Source organism: Bordetella genomosp. 7, assembly GCF_002261415.1.
Taxonomy (GTDB): domain Bacteria; phylum Pseudomonadota; class Gammaproteobacteria; order Burkholderiales; family Burkholderiaceae_B; genus Bordetella_A.
Genome location: NZ_NEVI01000006.1, coordinates 78778 through 97921, shown reverse-complemented (window position 1 = coordinate 97921; position 19144 = coordinate 78778). Strand labels below are relative to the sequence as shown.

Genomic DNA, 19144 nt, shown 5'->3' with positions numbered 1-19144 from the left:
CCTTCGCGGCCCCCCAAAGAGAGAAGCAAAGGAGTCATCCCATGAAGCTGCATCACATTCCTGCCGCACTGGCCCTGGCCGGCCTGGGATTTGCAGGGCTACCCGCCCAGGCGCAAGGCATCTCCGGCGATGTCATCCGCATCGGTTTCATTACAGACATGTCCGGCGTGTATTCCGATATCGACGGGCCTGCCGGAGTGGAAGCGATCCGCATGGCAATAGCCGATGCGGGCGGCGAAATCAATGGCAAGAAGATCGAGCTTGTCACCGCCGACCACCAGAACAAGGCCGACATTGCTTCCAGCCGTGCCCGCGAATGGTTCGACCAGGAAGGCCTGGACCTGCTGGTGGGCGGCACCAACTCGGCCACCAACCTCGCCATGGCGGCGGTCGCGGCCGAAAAGAAAAGACCCTTCATCTCCATCGGCGCGGGCGCGTCGGACCTGACCAATGCCCAATGCACGCCCTACACGGTGCACTATGCCTATGACACCGTGGCGCTGGCGCGCGGCACCGGCTCGGCGGTGGTGAAAGACGGCGGCAAGACCTGGTTCTTCCTGACGGCCGACTACGCCTTCGGCCACGCGCTGGAGCGGGACACCATCGCCGTGGTCAAGAAAGCCGGCGGGGAAGTCAAGGGTACGGTGCGCGCGCCGCTGGCGACGTCCGATTTTTCGTCGTTCCTGCTGCAGGCGCAGGCCTCCGGCGCGCAGATCCTGGGCCTGGCCAACGCCGGCGGCGACACGATCAACTCCATCAAGGCCGCCAACGAATTCGGCGTCACGCAGACCATGAAGATGGCCGGGCTGCTCATCTTCATCAACGACATCCATTCGCTGGGCCTGCAGGCTACGCAGAACATGTACCTGACCGACAGCTGGTACTGGAACCAGAGCCCGGAAGCGCGCGCCTGGAGCGAAAAATTCGAAGCCAAGGTCAAGCGCAAGCCGTCCAGCCTGCAGGCTGCCGACTATTCGGCCGTGGCGTTCTACCTGAACGGCGTGAAGGCTACCGGCACCGACGATGGCGATGCGCTCATGAAATGGATGAAGTCGAACAAGATCAACGACTTCTACGCCAAAGACGGCTACATCCGCCCCGATGGCCGCATGGTGCATGAAATGTACCTGATGCAGGTGAAGACTCCGCAGGAGTCCAAGGGCCCCTGGGACTACTACAAGGTCGTGGCCAAGCTGCCGGGCGAAGACGTGTTCACCCAGCCGGAAGAGTCCACCTGCAAGCTCATCAAGAAGTAATCCGCTTCACGACCTGCGGCGCGCCCGGGCCCATCAGGCCGGGCGCCGCCGCGAGAGACACGCCTCTACCCGAACGCGCAGGATTCTTTCAACATGACTCTCTTATTTGGCATACCCATACAGGCCTTGCTCGGGCAGCTGCTGCTCGGGCTGGTCAATGGGTCGTTCTACGCCATGCTTTCGCTGGGTCTGGCGGTTATCTTCGGACTGCTGAACGTCATCAATTTCGCCCATGGCTCGTTGTACATGCTGGGCGCGTTCGTGGCCTGGATGGGGCTCTCGTACCTGGGACTGAACTATTGGGTGATGCTGATCCTGGCTCCACTGGTGGTGGGCCTGTTCGGCATCATCATCGAGAAGCTGCTGCTGCGGCACCTGTACAAGCTCGACCATTTATACGGCCTGCTGCTGACCTTCGGGCTGACGCTGCTGATCGAGGGCCTGTTCCGCAGCGTGTATGGCGTATCGGGGCAACCGTATCCCACCCCCGACGCACTGCGCGGCGCAACCAACCTGGGCTTCATGATCCTGCCCAACTACCGCGCCTGGGTGGTGGTGGCTTCCATCACCGTGTGCCTGGCCACCTGGTTCATCATCGAGCGCACGCGCCTGGGCGCCCTGCTGCGGGCAGGCACCGAAAACCCGCGGCTGGTCGAAGCCTTCGGCGTGAACGTTCCTCGCATGGTGACCCTGACCTATGGCTTCGGGGTGGCGCTGGCCGGCTTTGCCGGCGTGCTTGCCGCGCCCGTTCTGCAGATTTCGCCGCTGATGGGCTCGAACCTGATCATCGTGGTGTTTGCCGTGGTGGTGATCGGCGGCATGGGGTCGATCCTGGGGGCCATCCTGACCGGCCTGGGCCTGGGCGTCATTGAAGGGCTGACCAAGGTGTTCTGGCCAGAGGCGTCCAGCACCGTCGTCTTCATCATCATGGCCATCGTGCTGTTGCTGCGCCCCGCCGGACTCTTCGGGAAAGTGAAATGAATCGACAACTGCTCGGCTACACGGCGGCGGCCATTATCGTGGCCCTGCTGCCGTACTTGGGCGTGTACCCCATCTTCGCCATGAAGGTCATGTGCTACGCCCTTTTTGCGTGCGCCTTCAACCTGCTGCTGGGCTTTACCGGCCTGCTGTCGTTCGGGCACGCGGCGTTCCTGGGCAGCGCCGCCTACGCCACGGGCCACGCGCTCAAGATATGGGGGTTTCCCACCGAGCTGGGCCTGCTGTTCGGCGCCGCGGTCGCCGCCGCGCTGGGCTTCGTGATGGGGCTGCTGGCCATACGCCGCAGCGGCATCTACTTCGCCATGATCACGCTGGCGCTGGCGCAGATGGTGTTTTTCTTTTTCCTGCAGGCGCCCTTCACCGGCGGCGAAGATGGCCTGCAGCGCGTGCCGCGCGGCACCCTGTTCGGCGTCATCGATCTGCGCGACGACCTGAATCTGTACTACCTGGTCATGGCGCTGTTTGCCATCGGCTTCTTCATTATCTGGCGCACGGTGAATTCGCCGTTCGGCCAGGTATTGAAGGCGTTGCGCGAGAACGAACCGCGCGCCCTGTCGCTGGGTTACGACGTCGACCGCTTCAAGCTGATGGCTTTCGTGCTGTCGGCTGCCATCGCGGGGCTGGCGGGCTCGGCCAAGACGCTGGTGTTTGTGTCGGCCACGCTGTCGGACGCCACCTGGCAGATGTCCGGCCTGGTGATCCTGATGACCCTGATCGGCGGCATGGGAACGCTGGTGGGCCCGATACTCGGCGCGTTCATTGTGGTGCTGCTTGAAAACAAAGTGGGCGATTTCGGCCGCTTCATGGCCGAACTTACCGGCAACAGCTGGTTCCTGCGCCTGGGAGAATCGGTCACCATCGTCATCGGCCTGATCTTCATCATCTGCGTGCTGGCTTTCCGCCGCGGCATCGTGGGCGAGTGGCAGGCATTCCTGGCGCGGCGCCGCGCCAGGCCGCAAGCCGGCGCGGCCTAGCGGCGCCGCGCTCGCCGACGCCGCCAACGCGCAAGTTGGCGGCGTTCATCCAGCGACGAAAACACCAGCGCCAGAGCGATGCCCAGCACGGCGCCCACCATCGTGTCCAGCACGCGCTCCACAGGCATGTCGGCATGCGCCACCGGCGAGGCCAGGTGAGTCATCAACAATGCCATCGGCGTCACCGTGATCTGCCCCAGCGCATAGTTGAAGCCGATGATGACCTCGGTGACGAACTGGAACACCACAATGGCCAGCACCACCGCCCAGAACGACGGCTGCTGCGCCAGAATCGCCCATACGATGCAGGCGCCCACCACCGTGCCGGCCATGCGCTGCAGCGCGCGGTTCATGGTGATGTGCAGGTGACCGCCCTGCATGACTGCGACGGCTCCTATGGCAGCCCACGCGGGGTAGTTCCACCCGGCCGCATGGGCAACAAACGCCGCGGCGCCCGCCCCGATGGTGATGCGCCCCGCTGCGGCCAGCTCGTATGCCAGCGGCGCGGCCGCGGTAGGCGGCGCGCCGTCTGCGCCGCCGGGCCGCAACCTGTCGGTCAGCGCGCACACTGTCCAGGCCAGCAGCGCGCCCCAGGCGGCGCCCAGCGTGCGCGCCCCCACCTCCTGCCAGCTGCCTGCCGGCGCCAGCACAGCGCCAATGGCGAATACGAAGATGACGGCGCCCGGGCCGCCGAGCGCCCAGCGCGACACGGCCAGCGATACGGCTCCGGCCATTATGGCAAGCACCAGGATCAACTGCTCAGGCGTCGCGCCGGCCAGCGAGGCCAGCGAAGGCAGCAGCACGCACACCGTCAGCATCGTTCCGCACACCAGCACAATCCGGCGGCGGCGATGCAGTGTGGCGTAGCGCCCGAACAGCGCCGCCAGCGCGCCCAGCGCCGGAAAGCCCACCAGATGCGGCCAGGGCGACAGGTGCGTGGTGGCGAGCGCCAGCAGCACGGCCACGGCGGCCTGCATGCCGGCGATGACGGCCGTGCGCGGCGATGGCGGCGCGGTCAGCGCCAGGCTGTCGCGCAGCTGGCCGGCATGCAGCAGGTGGCGCGCTGACGCGCGGCGCGAGGTCAGCCGCGCGGCGCTTCGCCCGGCGCGGCGACGCCGCCGCGTCCTGCTCGCCTGTGGAAACAATCTGCGGGGCATGGGAAAAAAAATGGGGGCTTTATCTTTATGATACTGGATGGCTCGCGGCGCCCTGGCCCGCCCCTTCCACTGTTACGGAGACTGCCGATGCATAAGAAGCCCCCCCTCTTGCGAGTCCTGTCGGCCCTGGTCGCGGCCACTGCGCTGTGGTGCATGTCGCCCGCCGGCGCGGCCGCCGCCGCGCAATGCGAAGTCGACACCCCGGTACGCTTCAGCGGCCTGAACTGGGAATCCAACCTGGTACTGGCCGGCATCGAGCGCTTCGTCGTCGAGCATGGGTACGGCTGCGACACCTCCGTCGAAATCGGCGAAACGCTCGCCATGCTGGCGGCGCTGCAACGGGGCGACGTGGAAGTCACGCCCGAGGTCTGGCCGGGGCAGATCGAAGTGGCCTGGGAAAAAGCCTTGAAATCGGGCAAGGTCCTCGCGGCCGGGCATGTATTCGACGCGGGAGAAGGCTGGTATATCCCCCGCTACACGGCCGAGCGCCACCCCGACCTGAAAACCGCCGCCGACCTGAAGCGCTACGCGAGAACATTCGCCGACCCTGAAGATCCCGCGCGCGGCCGCATCTATGGGTGTCCGGCCGGATGGGCGTGCGGCACCCTCAATGCCAACCTGCTGAAAGCGCTGCAGCTGGAAGGCGAATACACCATGTTCGCCCCCGGCTCGGGCGCCGCGCAGAAGGCTGCCATCGTGTCGGCCTACAAACGCAAGCGCGACATCGTTTTCTATTACTGGACCCCCACCGCGCTGGTGGGCTCGCTGGATCTGGTCAAGCTCGAACTGCCGCCCTACGACGCGGCGGCGTACCGGTGCATGACCGACCCGCAATGCGCGAACCCGGTGCCTACCGAATTCAAGTCCAATAAGGTGGTCACGGGCCTGAACGCCGATTTCGCCAAACGGGCCCCGCGGCTGCACGCCTTCTTCGAAAAACTCAGCGTGCCGGACGCCGCCATCGACGACACACTGGGATGGCTGGAAAACCAAGGCGCCGAGCCCGAGGACGCGGCCCTGTACTTTCTGCGCAAGTATCCCGATGTGTGGCAGAAATGGGTGCCCACCGATGTCGCCGAGCGGGTGCAGGCCAAGTTGTAAGCCGGCCGGGTGTATGCTCGGGCGGCAAGCGCGCCCGCCGGCGCCCGTACAGACTCAAGGAATTTCTACATGGATGCACTCTACTGGTACGACGGCCACTGGACCACGGAAAACCCCAAGCTGCTGGGGCCGGCCGACCACGCGTTCTGGATGGCCAGCATGGTGTTCGATGGTGCGCGCGCCTTCGACGGCCTGACCCCCGACCTCGATCTGCACTGCCAGCGCGTCGTGCGCTCGGCGCAGAAGATGCTGATGCAGCCGCAACTGGGCTGGGAAACGATCTACGACCTGTGCCTGCAGGCGGTGGCGCGCTTTCCGGCTGGCGAGGCGCTGTACATCAAGCCGATGTTCTTCTGCGCCGACGGCTTCCTGCTGCCCGATGCCGAGAAAACGCAATTCGTGCTGCACGTGTTCAAGGTACCCATGCCCGGCGACCAGGGGTTCTCGGCGTGCTTCTCCAGCTTTGCCCGCGCCTGGTCGAACATGGCCCCCACCGACGCCAAGGCGTCGTGCCTGTACCCCAACGGTCAGCGCGCCATCCGCGAGGCCGCAGCCAAGGGGTACGACAACGCCATCATGCTGGACGGCGACGGACATATCGCCGAGTTCGCCACCGCCAATCTCTGGATCGCCAGGGACGGCGTCGTGTCCACTCCTGCCGACAACGGCACCTTCCTGAACGGCATTACCCGCCAGCGCGTGCTGCAACTGCTGCGCGCAGACGGAGTGAACGTGCAAGAACGTGCGCTGACGCGCGCCGACGTCGAACAAGCCGACGAAGTCTTTTCGACCGGCAACTATGGCAAGGTAGTGCACGTAAACCGCGTGGAAGACCGCGAATTGCGGTATGGCCCGATGGCCCGACGGGCGCACCGGCTGTACATGGAATTCGCGCGCGGAGGAAAGTAGGCGCACCGCCCAGGTGTCTGACACCTTCGGAGTCAGACACCGCTGCACCTTGCCTGACAAGCCCCCCCGACGCACCAGCCGCCCAGGTGTCTGACACCTTCGGAGTCAGACACCGCTGCACCTTGCCTGACAAGCCCCCCCCGACGCACCAGCCGCCAGGTGTCTGACACCTTCGGAGTCAGACACCGCTGCACCTTGCCTGACAAGCCCCCCTGACGCACCAGCCGCCCAGGTGTCTGACACCTTCGGAGTCAGACACCGCTGCACCTTGCCTGACAAGGGCCCCCGACGCACCAGGCATCAGGTGTCTGACTCCGGAGGTGTCAGACACCGCTGCACCCTGCCGACAAGCCCCCCCGGCGCACCAGACACCCTGGCCGCATACCGCTACGCCCCCTTCCCCAGCCCCAAATAGCTTTCGATCACGCGCGGGTTGCCGGCGAGGTCGCGGGCGGAGCCGTGCAGGATGACTTCGCCGGTTTCCAGTACGTACCCGTAATCGGCCACTTGCAGCGCGGCGCGGGCGTTCTGCTCCACGAGCAGGATCGCGACGCCTGTTTCACGCAACCGCGCGATGATATGGAAGATCTCGCGCACGATGCGCGGCGCCAGCCCCAGGCTGGGTTCGTCCAGCATCAACAGGCGCGGCTTGGCCATCAGAGCCCGCCCCACCGCCAGCATCTGCCGCTCGCCGCCAGACAGCGTACCGGCCTCCTGGCGGCGTCGCTCGCGCAGGCGCGGAAACAGCTCGAACACTTCATCCAGCGTATCGCGCCAGCCGGCTTCGCGGGCTCGGTAGCGGCGAAAACCGCCCAGCAGCAGGTTGTCTTCCACCGACATACTGCCGAACAGCTCGCGCCGTTCCGGCACCAGCGACATGCCGGCGGCCACGCGCCGCTCTACGCTCCAGCCCGACACATCAGTGCCCGCGTACTGTACAGCGCCGGTGGTATGCCCGCTGCTCGGCAACGAACCCATTACCGCGTTCAACATGGTGGACTTGCCCGCGCCATTGGCGCCGATCACGGTCACGATACTGCCCGGGGCCACGGCAAGCGTGGCCTCGCTCAACGCACCGACTTTGCCATAACGGGCGCACAGGCCGCGCACATCGAGAATGGGGTCTGCTGTCATTGCGCCCCCTCGCGGGTCGAGGCCGCGGCGGCTTCGGGCAGGTCGTCGTCGATGCCGCCCAGGTAGGCCTCCAGCACGGCCGGGTTCTGCTGTACCTCGGCCGGCACGCCCTCGGCGAGCTTGGTGCCGAAATCCATCACCACCAGATGGTTGGTAAGCCGCATTACAAAGTCCATATCGTGCTCCACCAGCAGAATGCTCATGCCCTCGTCGCGCAACTGCTGCAGCACCTGCCCGAGCTCCTGCTTTTCTTTGTACCGCAAGCCTGCCGCCGGTTCGTCCAGCAGCAGCAACACCGGATCGCTGGCCAGCGCGCGCGCGATTTCCAGAATGCGCTGCTGGCCCAGGGCCAGGTTGCCCGCCTGCTCGTACAGATAATCACCCAGGCCCACGCGCTTGAGCTGCGTCGCGGCCTCGTGCAGCAACCGGGCCTCGTGGGCGCGTTCGCTGTGCAGGGCGCCGGCCATCACGCCCACTTCCGCGCGCATGTGCGCCCCCAGCGCTACGTTTTCCAGCACCGACATGCCGGGCAGCAGCTGCACGTGCTGGAAAGTGCGGCCCACCCCGCGACGGGCGATCTCGCGCGCAGCCAGGCCGTCGATGCGTTCGCCCAGAAAGCGCACCTGGCCGCGCGTGGCCGGCAGCACGCCGCTGATCAGGTTGAACGTGGTGCTCTTGCCTGCGCCGTTGGGGCCGATCAGGCCGACTATCTCGCCCGCGCGCACCTTGAACGAAATATCGTTCACCGCCACCAGTCCGCCAAACTCTTTGCGGATGCTGTCGACCTCCAGCACCAACGCGCCTGCTTGCGGTCGTTCGCGCTGCGGCAGCACGGGCGCGGCCGGGGGCGGCGCCAGGTTGCGACGCGAGGCCGCGCCTCCGGTCAGGCGGGCCCAGCCGGCCGACAGCATGGGCCACAGGCCATTGGCGGCGTACTGCAACATCAAAATAAGCAGCACGCCGAACACGATCAGCTCGAAGTTCGCATTGGTGTTCAGCAACGCGGGCAGCAGACTCTGCAATTGGTCTTTCAGGCCCAGGATCACGGCCGCCCCCACCACGGCGCCCCACACGTGGCCGGCGCCGCCCACCACTGCCATGAACAGGTACTCGATGCCGTAGTTCAGGCCGAACGGGCTGGGGCTGACGGCGCGCTGCATGTGCGCATAGATCCAGCCCGACAGGCATGCCAGCAGCGCCGCCCATACGAAGATCACGACTTTATAGGTGGCAGTGTTCACGCCCATCGACTCGGCCATGCCGGCCCCGCTCTTGAGCGCGCGGATGGCGCGGCCCGGACGCGAATTGAGCAGGTTGCTGGTGGCCCAGAGCGCCAGGAGCAGGCATATCCAGATCAGGTAATAGATGTTGCGCCCGCTGGCCAGCGAATAACCGAACACGCTGATCGGCTCCAGGCCGGCAATGCCGTCGTGCTTGCCCAGCCAGTCCAGGTTGCCGAACAGGAAATACAGCGACAGCCCCCAGGCAATGGTGCCCAGCGGCAGATAGTGCCCCGACAGGCGCAGCGTGATGACGCCCAGCAGGTAGGCCACGACGGCGGTCAGCAGCAGCCCCACCGGCAGCGCCAGCCAGGGCGATGTGTCGTAGTGGCTGGTGAGCACCGCGGTGGTGTAGGCGCCCAGGCCCACGAACGCCGCCTGGCCGAACGAAGTCAGGCCGCCCACGCCGGTCAGCAATACCAGGCCCAGCGCCACGAGCGCGGCCAGGCCGATGTAGTTGAGCTGTGTGATCCAGAACTCGGGCGTGGCCGGAAACATCGGCAGCGCGGCCAGCAGGACGACGAATGCAACAAGCAGAATACGGTTCATGACGCTTATTCCTCGTCATCCGAATGATGGCTGCCGAATGAACGCCACACGAGAACCGGGATGATCAGCGTAAACACGATCACTTCCTTGTAGGCGCTGGCCCAGAAAGACGAAAAGGCTTCCAGCACGCCAACCAGCACGGCTCCCAGCGCGGCCACCGGATAGCTCGCCAGCCCGCCGATAATGGCGCCGACGAACCCCTTCAGGCCGATGAGAAAGCCGGTGTCGTAATAAACGGTGGTAATGGGCGCGATCAACATGCCCGACATCGCGCCTATGCCGACGGCCAGGGTAAAGGTCAGGCTGCCGGACATGCTGGTGCTGATGCCCATCAGGCGCGCGCCGCGCCGGTTGACGGCGGTGGCGCGCAACGCCCGTCCGTACAGCGTCTTGTCGAAAAACAGCCACAGCGCCAGGATCAGCAGCACGCAGGTGCCCACCACGAACAGGCTCTGCGCCGACCAGGTTGCGGGCCCAAGGTTGAACTGGCCGCTGACGAAGGCCGGCGTGCGCCAACCCTCCGCGCCGAAGAACACCAGCGCAAGGCCGGTCAGCGCGAAGTGCACGGCCACCGAAACGATCAGCAGCACCAGCACCGTCGCCTCGGCCAGGGGCTGGTACACAATGCGATACACCATCGGCCCCATCGGGATAATGAGCGCCAGGGTCAGCAGCATGTTCAGCCACAACGAATTGCCCTCGGCAACGTAAGCCGAAGTCAGCCACAACAGCGCCAGCGGCAGGGCCACGCAACTGAGCAGCACCTTGGGCAGCGCGGCCCACGACCCCGTGCGCACCGCACGCACCAGCTCCAGCAGCAACACGATGCCGCCCATCAGGGGCAGCAAGTACGCAGTGCCCGGCATGCGGCCATTGACCAGCATGGCAAGTGTCAGCGCTCCGAACGCGACAAATTCGCCCTGCGGAATGAAGATGACGCGGGTAACGGTAAATACCAACACCAGGGCCATGCCCAACAGGGCATAGATGGCGCCGTTGACGATGCCGTCCTGCAGCAGGATGAGCGCTATCGTGAAATCCATCGAACCACTACCTTAAGGAGGCCTGGGCATCGCCGGTGGGCGCGGCCGGCTGTCCTGCGAATGCGACACACCGGCCAGGCGGCCGGTGCGTGGAGAAACCGGCGGGCTGCACAGCCGCGCCGGCAGTTTGAATTACAGCTCGGGCTGATACACCCACTTGCCATTTTCGACCTTGACCATGACGCGCGAACGTTCGTCCAGGCCGGCGTGGTCGGTGGCGCTCATGTTGAATACGCCTTGCGATGCGGCCAGGTCCTTGACGCCTTCGATCGCGTCGCGCATGGCCGCGCGGAATTCCGGCGTGCCGGGCTTGGCGCCCGTCTTGAGCGCCACGGGCACGGCGGCAACGATCAACTGGCCGGCATCCCACATGTGGCCGCCGAAGGTGTTGGTGGAGCCGTCTCCGTGCTTGGCCTCGTAGGCCTTGGTGTATTGCAGCGCGGACTGCTTCACCGGGTTGCTGTCGGGCAGCTGGGCGGCAACCAGCAACGGCCCGGCCGGCAGCAGCATGCCTTCGCAGTCCTTGCCGCAAACGCGCAGCACGTCGTTATTGGCCGCGCCGTGGGTCTGGTAGATGGTGCCCTGGTAATTGCGGGCCCGCAGTTCTTTCTGCGGCAGGGCCGACGGCGTGCCGGCGCCGGCGATCAGAATCGCGTCGGGCTTGGCGCTTACCAGCTTGAGCACTTGCCCGGTCACGCTGGTGTCCGTGCGGCCGTATTTTTCCACCGCGGTGATCTCGATGCCCTTGCCCTTGACGGCATCGCGCATGACGGCCAGCCAGCTGTCGCCGTACGCGTCGGCAAACCCGATGAAACCCAGCGTCTTGACCTTGGCCTTGGCCATGGCGTCGGCCAGCGCGCTGGCCATCAGCGCATCATTCTGCGGGGTCTTGAACACCCAGCGGCGCTTGTCGTCGACGGGCTCCACGATCTTGGCGCTGGCCGCCACGCTGATCATCGGCACTTTGGCTTCGGCCGCGACGTCCACCATGGCAAGAGACCCGGGCGTGATAGAGGTGCCCACCAGCACGTCGACCTTGTCTTCGGTGACCAGCTTGCGCGAGTTCTTCACCGCCTGGGTGGTATCCGTGGCGTCATCGAGCACGATCCATTCGATTTTCTGGCCGGCCGCCTCGGAAGGAAGCAGGGCGACGGTGTTGCGCTCGGGAATGCCCAGCGAAGCGGCGGGGCCGGTGCTGGCAATGGTGATCCCCACCTTTACTTGCGCGCTGGCCAGCAGCGGCAGGCTCAGGGCAACGGCCGCAGCGGCCGTGGACAAGCCGAAATGCTTGCGCGTCATAGTGTTGTCTCCTGTGTGGACTCTTGTTGTGCCCCCCGGGGGGAGGGTCGAGCCCGGTTGAACGTCATACAGAAAATCGGATATTAGGCGTTGAAGTGTATCAAATACACCCTAAATAAAACCCCGTAACTTCCCTAGTTTGTCGCGCAAAAATCAAATGCATTCGACAATAACAAATCTTGCCGAACTTGATCAGGAGCGTCATTAAGGGGATTCCCGAAGCCCCGGCCACACCCTTTCCACCCGCCACGCCACCCAGGAAGCGACGGCCGCCTTGAGCAGGTCGCCCGGCACGAACGCAACCACGGCCAGCGCCGCCTTGTTCAATGGCATCTGTGTCACGGCCGCCAGCCATGGCACGCCCACCGCGTAGACCACCGCAATACCGCCCGCCACGCAGGCAAGAAAGTAGCCCGCCACCGCGGCCGCGGGGCGCCCCGCCCGCACGGCATGACTGGCCAGCCAGCCGGTCACGCAGGCTCCCGCCGCCATGCCGACCAGAAAGCCGCCCGTGGGCCCCAGGAAGACGCCCAGCCCGCCCCGGCCGCCGGGCAGCACAGGCAGGCCGATGGCGGCAAGCGCCAGATACAGCAGGCAGGCCAGGCCGCCGCGCACCGGCCCGAGCATGGCGCCGGCCAGCATGGTGCCCAGTGTCTGCAGCGTGACGGGCACCGGAATCGCCGGCAGCGGAATAGGCGGCATCAGGCTCAGCACCACGATCAGCGCCGCAAACAGGGCGATCAGCACGAGGTCTCGGGTTTTCATGGGAATCCCTGGCAAGATAAAAAAAGCGCGGCTAGCCGCGCGCGTCAATGGCCTGCGCCACCTGGTCGGCGCGCTTGAGCGTACGCACGATCAGCGGCACGAGCAAGGCCAGCGGATGCCGGTCCAGGCCGCGCGCCGCCTGGGCTTCGCGGATTTCCAGATAATGCCGCCAGATCTCGGGCACAAAGCGCAGGGCCAGCGCGAGCGCCAGGGCCACTTTGCCGGCGTCGAGCAGCCCGCGGCGTTCCAGGGGCAGCAGCGCTTTCTCGCATACCGCCACCAGCTCGGACGTGCGGGTCGAGAACGTCACCGCCAGCGCCAGCCCCACCAGCGCGCACAGGCGCAACAGGATCTCGGCGGCGGCCAGCCAGCCCTGGAACCAGGCGGCGAACGCGCCGATGGCTGCCAATATCCATACCAGTGCGCGCACCTGGCGCCACAGCGCCGCGGCGCGCACCCCGGTAGACGCGGCCAGCAGCGCCGCCAGCCCCGCCGCGCCGCCCAGCCAGCGCAGGTCGTGCACAGCGAACAATGCCAGCCCGGCCGCCAGCAGCACGGCGAGCTTCAGCGCCGCCGGCAGCCGGTGCAGCAGGCTGACACGATTGACGTATAAGGGTTCGAGCATCATGCGCAGTGCTCGCGATACCAGCGCAGCGCCGGGCCGGGCGCATCGTCGGCGGCGACCTGGCCGTCCACCACCACCAGCACGCGGTCGAAATCGCGCAGCAGGTCCAGGTCGTGGCTGACCACCAGCGCCGGACGATCCAGCGCGTCGATGGCCTGCGCCACGCGGTTGCGATTGCGCAGGTCGAGCTGAGTGGTGGGCTCATCGAACACCACCAATGACGGCTCCATGACCAGCACAGACGCCAGCGCCACAAGCTGGCATTCTCCACCGGACAGGGTGTGGCTGGCGCGGTCGGCCAGATGTGCGATGCCCAGTGCGTGCAGGCAGGCTTCGATGCGGCGCCCGCATTCGGCGGCATCCAGGCGCAGCGTCTTCAGGCCGAAGGCCAGGTCTTCGCGCACGATGGGATAGACGATCTGGTTTTCGGGGTTCTGGAATACAAACCCCACCTTGCGGCGCACGGCTTTCACCTCGCGCCGGGTATCCAGGCCATCGACCAGCACGCGCCCGGAGGTGGGCAGCACCAGCCCGTTCAGCAGTTTGGCCAGGGTGCTCTTGCCCGCCCCGTTCGGGCCGACCACGCCGATGCGGCGCTGCTGCAGGGTCAGGGTGACCCCCTTCAGCGCCTGCGACTGCGGCGTGGCCACAACAGCCCGGTCAAACTCGATTAACATGGAGCGGGATTATGCCCGAACCATTTCGCGGAACGGGACTCCAAGAACGCATATGGACAAAGTACGAAAATCCGAAGCCGAATGGCAGGCCCAGCTTACGCCCGAAGAATACGCCGTGGTGCGCCGCAAGGGCACCGAAAGGCCATTCACGGGCCGCTACTGGAACACCACCGACCACGGCATTTACCGCTGCGTGGGCTGCGGCACCGCGCTGTTCGCCTCCGACACCAAATTCGACGCAGGCTGTGGCTGGCCCAGCTACTTCGAGCCGCTGGACCCTGCGCGCGTGCGCGAAGAAACCGACACGTCGCACGGCATGGTCCGCACCGAAGTGCTGTGCAACATCTGCGACGGCCACCTGGGTCATGTTTTCCCGGACGGCCCCCCGCCCACCGGCCTGCGCTACTGCATCAATTCGCTGTCGCTCAAATTCGAACCGCTCGAGACTGAATGAAGAAATTCCTGTTCGACCTGTTTCCGCTGATCCTGTTCTTCATCGCGTACCGGTTCGCCGACATCTATGCCGCCACCGCGGTGGCCATCGCCGCATCCGTGGCGCAGTTCATCTGGCTGCGCGCCACCGGCAAGCAAATCGAAGCCACGCACTGGATCAACCTGTCGGTCATCGTCATTTTCGGCGGGGCCACGCTGTGGCTGCAAAGCGACGTCTTCATCAAATGGAAGCCCACGGTGCTGTACTGGCTGTTCGGCGGCGCCTTGCTGGGCGCGCGTCTGCTGTTCGGGCGCAACCTGATGCAGCGGCTGCTGGGCAAGCAGATCGAACTGCCCGCGCCCGCATGGGAAAAACTCAACCTCAGCTGGGCGCTGTTTTTCCTGGCCGCCGGCGCCATCAATCTGTACGTCGCGTTTTCCGGCCACTTCACCGAATCCCAATGGGTCAACTTCAAGGTCTTCGGACTGATGGGGCTGCTGCTGGTCTTCGTCATCGGCCAGTCGCTCTGGCTGGGCCGCCACATGCAACAGCCGCGCCAGCCCGGCAGCGGCTCCGACGCCGGCCAAGACTGACCCTCACCCGGGCGTTTTTCCATGTCTGCATCCACCGAACGCATCGACCTCATACGCAGCCGTCTCGCCGGGCTCGATCCCCTCGCGCTCGACATCCGCGACGACTCGCACCTGCATGCCGGACACGCCGGCGCGCAAGGCGGCGCGGGCCATTACCACGTGCATATTGTGTCGGCCAGGTTCGCCGGTTTGTCACCCGTTGCGCGCCATCGCCTGGTGTATGATCTTTTGCGCGATCTGATCCCCCACCCCATCCATGCGCTTGCGCTCGATGCCCAAGCCCCCAAGTCCAACCCCTAAAGGAAACCCATGAAACGCATCGTGATGCTGGCCGCGGCTTGCGCGGTCGCCGTACCGGCCTTTGCGCAGAACGCCGCCACCGTCAATGGCAAGGCCATTACGCAGCAAAGCCTGGATCAATTCGTGAAACTGTTGGTCAGCCAGGGCGCCACCGACACGCCGCAGCTGCGCGAGCAGGTCAAGCAAGAAATGATCAACCGCCAGATCTTCGTGCAGGCCGCCGAAAAAGACGGCATTGCCAAGCAGCCCGACGTGCAGACCGAAATCGAGCTGGCCCGCCAGGGCATCCTGGTGCGCGCCCTGATGGCCGAATACCTGCAGAAGCACCCCGTCACCGACCAGCAAGTGCAGGCCGAATACGACAAGATCAAGCAACAGCAATCCAGCCAGATGGAATACAAGGTCCGCCACATCCTGGTTGAAGACGAAAAGGCCGCCAACGACCTGCTCGCCCAGATCAAGCGCGACAAATCCAAGTTCGCCGACCTGGCCAAGAAAAACTCGAAAGACCCGGGCAGCGCCGCCAACGGTGGCGATCTGGGCTGGGCCTCGCCCACCAACTATGTCAAGCCGTTCGCCGATACGGTAAACAGCCTGAAGAAAGGCCAATTGGCCGACAAGCCGGTACAGACCCAGTTCGGCTGGCACATCATCGACGTCGAAGACACCCGCCCGGTGGAATTCCCGCCGCTGGACCAGGTGCGCCCGCAGCTCGAAGAAATGCTGCGCCAGCAAAAGCTGGCCGACTACCAGAAAGAACTGCGCGAAAAAGCCACCATCAAGTAAGGCGCGCCGCGCCAGGCAAAACACCCCCGCTTGCGCGGGGGTGTTTTGTTTTCGGGGTGTCGATACGCGTCGCGCCGCCGTCCAGCAGCGCCTGCGCACACCGGCGACTACATGCCCAGCAGTGCCTTCAAGCCGTCTTCGTCCAGTACGGGCACGCCCAGCTCCTGCGCTTTTGCCAGCTTGCTGCCTGCATCTTCGCCGGCCACCACATAGGCCGTTTTCTTGGATACCGATCCGCTGACCTTGCCTCCGGCAGCCAGGATGTGGCGCGTGGCGTCATCGCGCGTCCAATTCGGCATGGTGCCCGTCAGCACGAAGGTCTTGCCCGACAGGGTGTCGCCCTGCGGACCGGCCTCGGCCACCGGATGCACGCCTTGGGCCTTGAGCAGCTCGATGATTTCGCGATTGTGCGGCTCGGCGAAGAAGCGCCTGATCGAGCCCGCCACCACCGGCCCGACGTCCGGCGCGCTGGCCAGCGCCTCTTCGTCGGCCTGCATGATGCTCTCGATACTGCCGAAGTGGCGCGCCACGTCGCGGGCGGTCGTTTCGCCCACGTGCCGGATGCCCAGGGCGAACAGCAGCCGCCCCAAAGTGGGTGTGCGGGCCTTGTCGATGGCCGCCACCAGGTTCTCGGCCGACTTCTTGCCCATGCGGTCCAGCGCCGCCAGTTCGAACGCGGTCAGGCTGTAAAGGTCTGCCAGCGATTTGACCCGCCCGCTTTCAACCAGCTGGTCGACCAGTTTTTCGCCCAGGCCGTCTATGTCGAGCGCCTTGCGGCCGGCCGCGTGCAGCAGCGTCTGCTTGCGCTGCGCCGCGCAGAACAAGCCACCCGTGCAACGGGCAATGGCTTCATCCTCGGTGCGCTCGATGGCCGAGCCGCACACGGGACATGACTTGGGCATGACGAATTCGCGCGCATCGGCCGGGCGCTTGTCGGGCACGGGCCCGACGACTTCCGGAATCACGTCGCCCGCGCGGCGCACAATAACGGTGTCGCCGATGCGCACATCCTTGCGGCGGATTTCATCTTCATTGTGCAGGGTGGCGTTCGTCACCGTCACCCCGCCCACGAAAACCGGCTGCAAGCGCGCGACCGGCGTAATGGCGCCGGTACGGCCCACCTGCACCTCGATGTCCACCAGGCGCGTGCTGGCCTCTTCGGCCGGAAACTTGTGGGCCAGCGCAAAGCGCGGGGCCCGCGCCACGAACCCCAGCACCTTCTGGGCCGGCAGCGAGTCCACCTTGTAGACCACGCCGTCGATGTCATAGGGCAGGTTCGCACGCTCGCGCCCTACCTGTTCGTAATATTCCAGCAGGCCCGCCGCCCCGCTGGCGCGACGGTTATGCCGCTTGTTCACGGGCAGGCCCAGCTCGGCCAACCAGTCCAGCATCGCACTGTGGCGCTCATGCGGCAGGGTGGACTGCTGGCGGGCGCCCGGCGCGGGCTCGGAAAATAATTCGGCCTGGCGCCCCGGCAAGCCATGCACTTCGCCCCAGCTGTAGGCAAAGAAACGCAGCGGCCGCTTGGCGGTGATGCGCGGATCGAGCTGCCGCAGGCTGCCCGCGGCAGCGTTGCGGGGGTTCACAAACACTTTTTCGCCGCGGGCCGCCTGGCTGCGGTTCAGGCTTTCGAAGTCGGCCCGGTTCATCAGGACCTCGCCGCGCACCTCGAGCACGCGCGGCGGTTCGCCCTTCAGGTGCAGCGGCACGGCGCGAATCGTGCGTACGTTCGACGTTACGTCCTCGCCGGTCTGCCCATCGCCGCGCGTGGCGGCCTGCACCAGCTTTCCCGCTTCGTAGCGCAGGCTGATGGCCAGCCCGTCCAGCTTCTGTTCGCAGAAGTATTCGGGCGACTCCTCGGGCCCGAGCAGGCCGGCGCCGCGCAAGGTGTCGGCCACGCGGCGGTCAAAGGCCTGGACCTCTTCTGCGTCGAACGCATTGCCCAGCGACAGCATGGGCACTGCGTGGCTGACGCTGCCGAAGGCCGACAGGGGCGCCGCGCCCACCCGCTGGGTGGGCGACTCGGGCGTGACCAGTTCGGGAAAATCAGCTTCCAGCTGCGCCAGTTCGCGCATCAGCGCGTCGTACTCGGCATCGGAAATCGTCGGCGCGTCGTGGACGTAATACCGCTCGTTGTGCTGCTCGATCTCGGCACGCAGCTCGGCGGCGCGCCTTGCTGCCTGTTCGGCATCGATCCTTGCCGCCATCAGGCAAACACCTTCTGCGCGCGGGGGCTGCCCGCAGGCAGGCCGGCCTGGTCAAGCTGCCCGAACAAGACCTGCAGACGCTCATCGATGACCGTCTCGGCGCCATCGACCAGCGGCTTGCCCTGGTCGTCCACCAGTTCGGCCTGCAGCCGGGCGGCCAGATCGCGGCCCACATCGACCATGCGGCCGAACGCGCGCGGATCGGCGGGCGAACATGGCACATCCAGCAGCATCAACAGCTGCTCGACCGGCGCCATGCCGTCATCGAAAGCCGCGCCATCGCCGCGCGAAAGCGTAAAGCGCGGCACGCCGTTATCGGCCAGCCAGGCAAGGCGGGGGCCATGCGGCGCAAAGCCGAGTTCGCGCGCCACGCCCACCACTTCGGCGGCCGAACGCGGCGCACCCAGCAGCAGAGTCAGGCCCACCTGGGTATCGAGCGCAGCGCACATGTCGTCCAGCTTGGCCGCCCGCTCCAGCACCAGCTGCTGGTCGGGCCCTTCGATCGTGGCGTCGAAACGGTCGGCCAGGTCCTGGGCTCGCGCCCAGGCTTGCGACCATTCGATGGCGGTCAGCGGGCCGCTGCGGTTGGCCAGCAGCACGGCCAGCTGCAGGGAAGCATACGATTCGCCCGGATGCACGCGCGCGCGGTGACGTCCGGCCTCGGTGGTGGCAAACACGCGCACCGGCTTGCGACCGGCCTGGCGCAACCCTTGCACGTGCGGCAGCAGGTCGGCGCCACGCACCGGCTCGCCAAAGCTGACTTCAATAACGATCTCACACCCGGCATCGGGCTCGTCGGCGTCGTCGGCATCCGTGCCCGGCTCGACCGGGGGCGCCGCCGTCGCAGTCAGGTTGATGCCCGGCTCGCGGCGCGACGTATCGGGGCCGCCCGCGCGCGCGTCCTGCACGCCAAGCAGCGGATCCTGCTCGGTGGCGGGAAAATGCACCTGCATCCGGTTGCGCGCCCGGCGGTCCTGCCACCAGTTGAACCCCAGTACCAGCAAAATCAGCAGCACACCCAGGGCAATCAGCCCGATCTGCAAGTCGCTCATGTGTT

Annotated in this window: 19 protein-coding genes; 9 read left to right on the top strand and 10 right to left on the bottom strand. The window is 66.0% G+C overall.

The genetic code is table 11. From position 1 onward, the window contains the following. Positions 1-41: 41 nt before the first annotated feature. From CAL18_RS04230 to CAL18_RS04220, 3 genes are all read left to right on the top strand, one after another. Positions 42-1256, top strand: coding sequence for an ABC transporter substrate-binding protein (locus CAL18_RS04230; RefSeq protein WP_094796136.1), 1215 nt, complete (start codon positions 42-44; stop codon positions 1254-1256). Positions 1257-1349: 93 nt separating this feature from the next. Next, complete coding sequence (locus CAL18_RS04225) at positions 1350-2237, top strand: branched-chain amino acid ABC transporter permease (RefSeq protein ID WP_026640324.1); 888 nt, start codon at positions 1350-1352, stop codon at positions 2235-2237. Next, on the top strand, positions 2234-3229 hold the full coding sequence (locus tag CAL18_RS04220; protein WP_094817391.1) for a branched-chain amino acid ABC transporter permease: 996 nt from the start codon (positions 2234-2236) through the stop codon (positions 3227-3229). The genes CAL18_RS04225 and CAL18_RS04220 overlap by 4 nt, the downstream gene beginning before the upstream one ends. Here CAL18_RS04220 and CAL18_RS04215 read toward each other — a convergent pair. Then, positions 3226-4386, bottom strand: coding sequence for an FUSC family protein (locus CAL18_RS04215; RefSeq protein WP_081745738.1), 1161 nt, complete (start codon positions 4384-4386; stop codon positions 3226-3228). The genes CAL18_RS04220 and CAL18_RS04215 overlap by 4 nt on opposite strands. A gap of 87 nt (positions 4387-4473) precedes the next feature. On the opposite strand from CAL18_RS04215, the gene CAL18_RS04210 reads away from it, so the two are divergent. Next, positions 4474-5487, top strand: coding sequence for an ABC transporter substrate-binding protein (locus CAL18_RS04210; protein ID WP_026640321.1), 1014 nt, complete (start codon positions 4474-4476; stop codon positions 5485-5487). Between the two features lie 69 nt (positions 5488-5556). Then, positions 5557-6396 carry a branched-chain amino acid aminotransferase gene (locus tag CAL18_RS04205; protein WP_026640320.1) on the top strand — a complete coding sequence of 280 codons (840 nt, stop codon included), beginning with the start codon at positions 5557-5559 and terminating at the stop codon, positions 6394-6396. A 387-nt stretch (positions 6397-6783) separates the two neighbouring features. Here CAL18_RS04205 and CAL18_RS04200 read toward each other — a convergent pair whose 3' ends face one another. The 7 genes from CAL18_RS04200 to CAL18_RS04170 form a co-directional block, all read right to left on the bottom strand. Next, the gene (locus tag CAL18_RS04200; RefSeq protein WP_026640319.1) at positions 6784-7530 is read right to left on the bottom strand and encodes an ABC transporter ATP-binding protein; all 747 of its coding nucleotides are present in this window, start codon (positions 7528-7530) and stop codon (positions 6784-6786) included. Beyond that, complete coding sequence (locus CAL18_RS04195) at positions 7527-9359, bottom strand: branched-chain amino acid ABC transporter ATP-binding protein/permease (protein ID WP_094817390.1); 1833 nt, start codon at positions 9357-9359, stop codon at positions 7527-7529. Before CAL18_RS04195 ends, CAL18_RS04200 begins: the two co-directional genes overlap by 4 nt. 5 nt (positions 9360-9364) lie before the next feature. Beyond that, the gene (locus CAL18_RS04190; RefSeq protein WP_026640318.1) at positions 9365-10402 is read right to left on the bottom strand and encodes a branched-chain amino acid ABC transporter permease; all 1038 of its coding nucleotides are present in this window, start codon (positions 10400-10402) and stop codon (positions 9365-9367) included. A 132-nt stretch (positions 10403-10534) separates the two neighbouring features. After that, positions 10535-11701: an ABC transporter substrate-binding protein gene (locus CAL18_RS04185; protein ID WP_026640317.1), complete on the bottom strand. Its 1167-nt coding sequence runs from the start codon at positions 11699-11701 to the stop codon at positions 10535-10537. 204 nt (positions 11702-11905) lie between these two features. After that, positions 11906-12466, bottom strand: a complete 561-nt coding sequence (locus tag CAL18_RS04180; RefSeq protein WP_094817389.1) for a biotin transporter BioY — start codon at positions 12464-12466, stop codon at positions 11906-11908. Positions 12467-12497: 31 nt separating this feature from the next. Then, on the bottom strand, positions 12498-13091 hold the full coding sequence (locus CAL18_RS04175) for an energy-coupling factor transporter transmembrane component T (protein WP_094817459.1): 594 nt from the start codon (positions 13089-13091) through the stop codon (positions 12498-12500). Then, positions 13091-13768 carry an energy-coupling factor ABC transporter ATP-binding protein gene (locus CAL18_RS04170; RefSeq protein WP_094817388.1) on the bottom strand — a complete coding sequence of 226 codons (678 nt, stop codon included), beginning with the start codon at positions 13766-13768 and terminating at the stop codon, positions 13091-13093. Before CAL18_RS04170 ends, CAL18_RS04175 begins: the two co-directional genes overlap by 1 nt. A 52-nt stretch (positions 13769-13820) precedes the next feature. Between CAL18_RS04170 and msrB the strand changes: the two genes are divergently transcribed. The 4 genes from msrB to CAL18_RS04150 are packed head-to-tail and all read left to right on the top strand — an operon-like array spanning position 13821 to position 15880. Then, positions 13821-14222, top strand: coding sequence for a peptide-methionine (R)-S-oxide reductase MsrB (gene msrB / locus CAL18_RS04165; protein ID WP_094817387.1), 402 nt, complete (start codon positions 13821-13823; stop codon positions 14220-14222). Further along, positions 14219-14794, top strand: coding sequence for a septation protein A (locus CAL18_RS04160; protein WP_026640312.1), 576 nt, complete (start codon positions 14219-14221; stop codon positions 14792-14794). The genes msrB and CAL18_RS04160 overlap by 4 nt, the downstream gene beginning before the upstream one ends. Before the next feature lie 21 nt (positions 14795-14815). Continuing rightward, entirely contained in the window at positions 14816-15094 is a 279-nt protein-coding gene (locus CAL18_RS04155) for a BolA family protein (RefSeq protein WP_026640311.1), read from the top strand. Between the two features lie 9 nt (positions 15095-15103). Further along, positions 15104-15880: a peptidylprolyl isomerase gene (locus CAL18_RS04150; RefSeq protein WP_026640310.1), complete on the top strand. Its 777-nt coding sequence runs from the start codon at positions 15104-15106 to the stop codon at positions 15878-15880. 107 nt (positions 15881-15987) lie between these two features. Here CAL18_RS04150 and ligA read toward each other — a convergent pair whose 3' ends face one another. Then, entirely contained in the window at positions 15988-18087 is a 2100-nt protein-coding gene (ligA, locus tag CAL18_RS04145; RefSeq protein ID WP_094817386.1) for an NAD-dependent DNA ligase LigA, read from the bottom strand. Beyond that, positions 18087-19139, bottom strand: a complete 1053-nt coding sequence (locus CAL18_RS04140) for a cell division protein ZipA C-terminal FtsZ-binding domain-containing protein (protein WP_094796128.1) — start codon at positions 19137-19139, stop codon at positions 18087-18089. Before CAL18_RS04140 ends, ligA begins: the two co-directional genes overlap by 1 nt. Positions 19140-19144 lie beyond the last annotated feature (5 nt).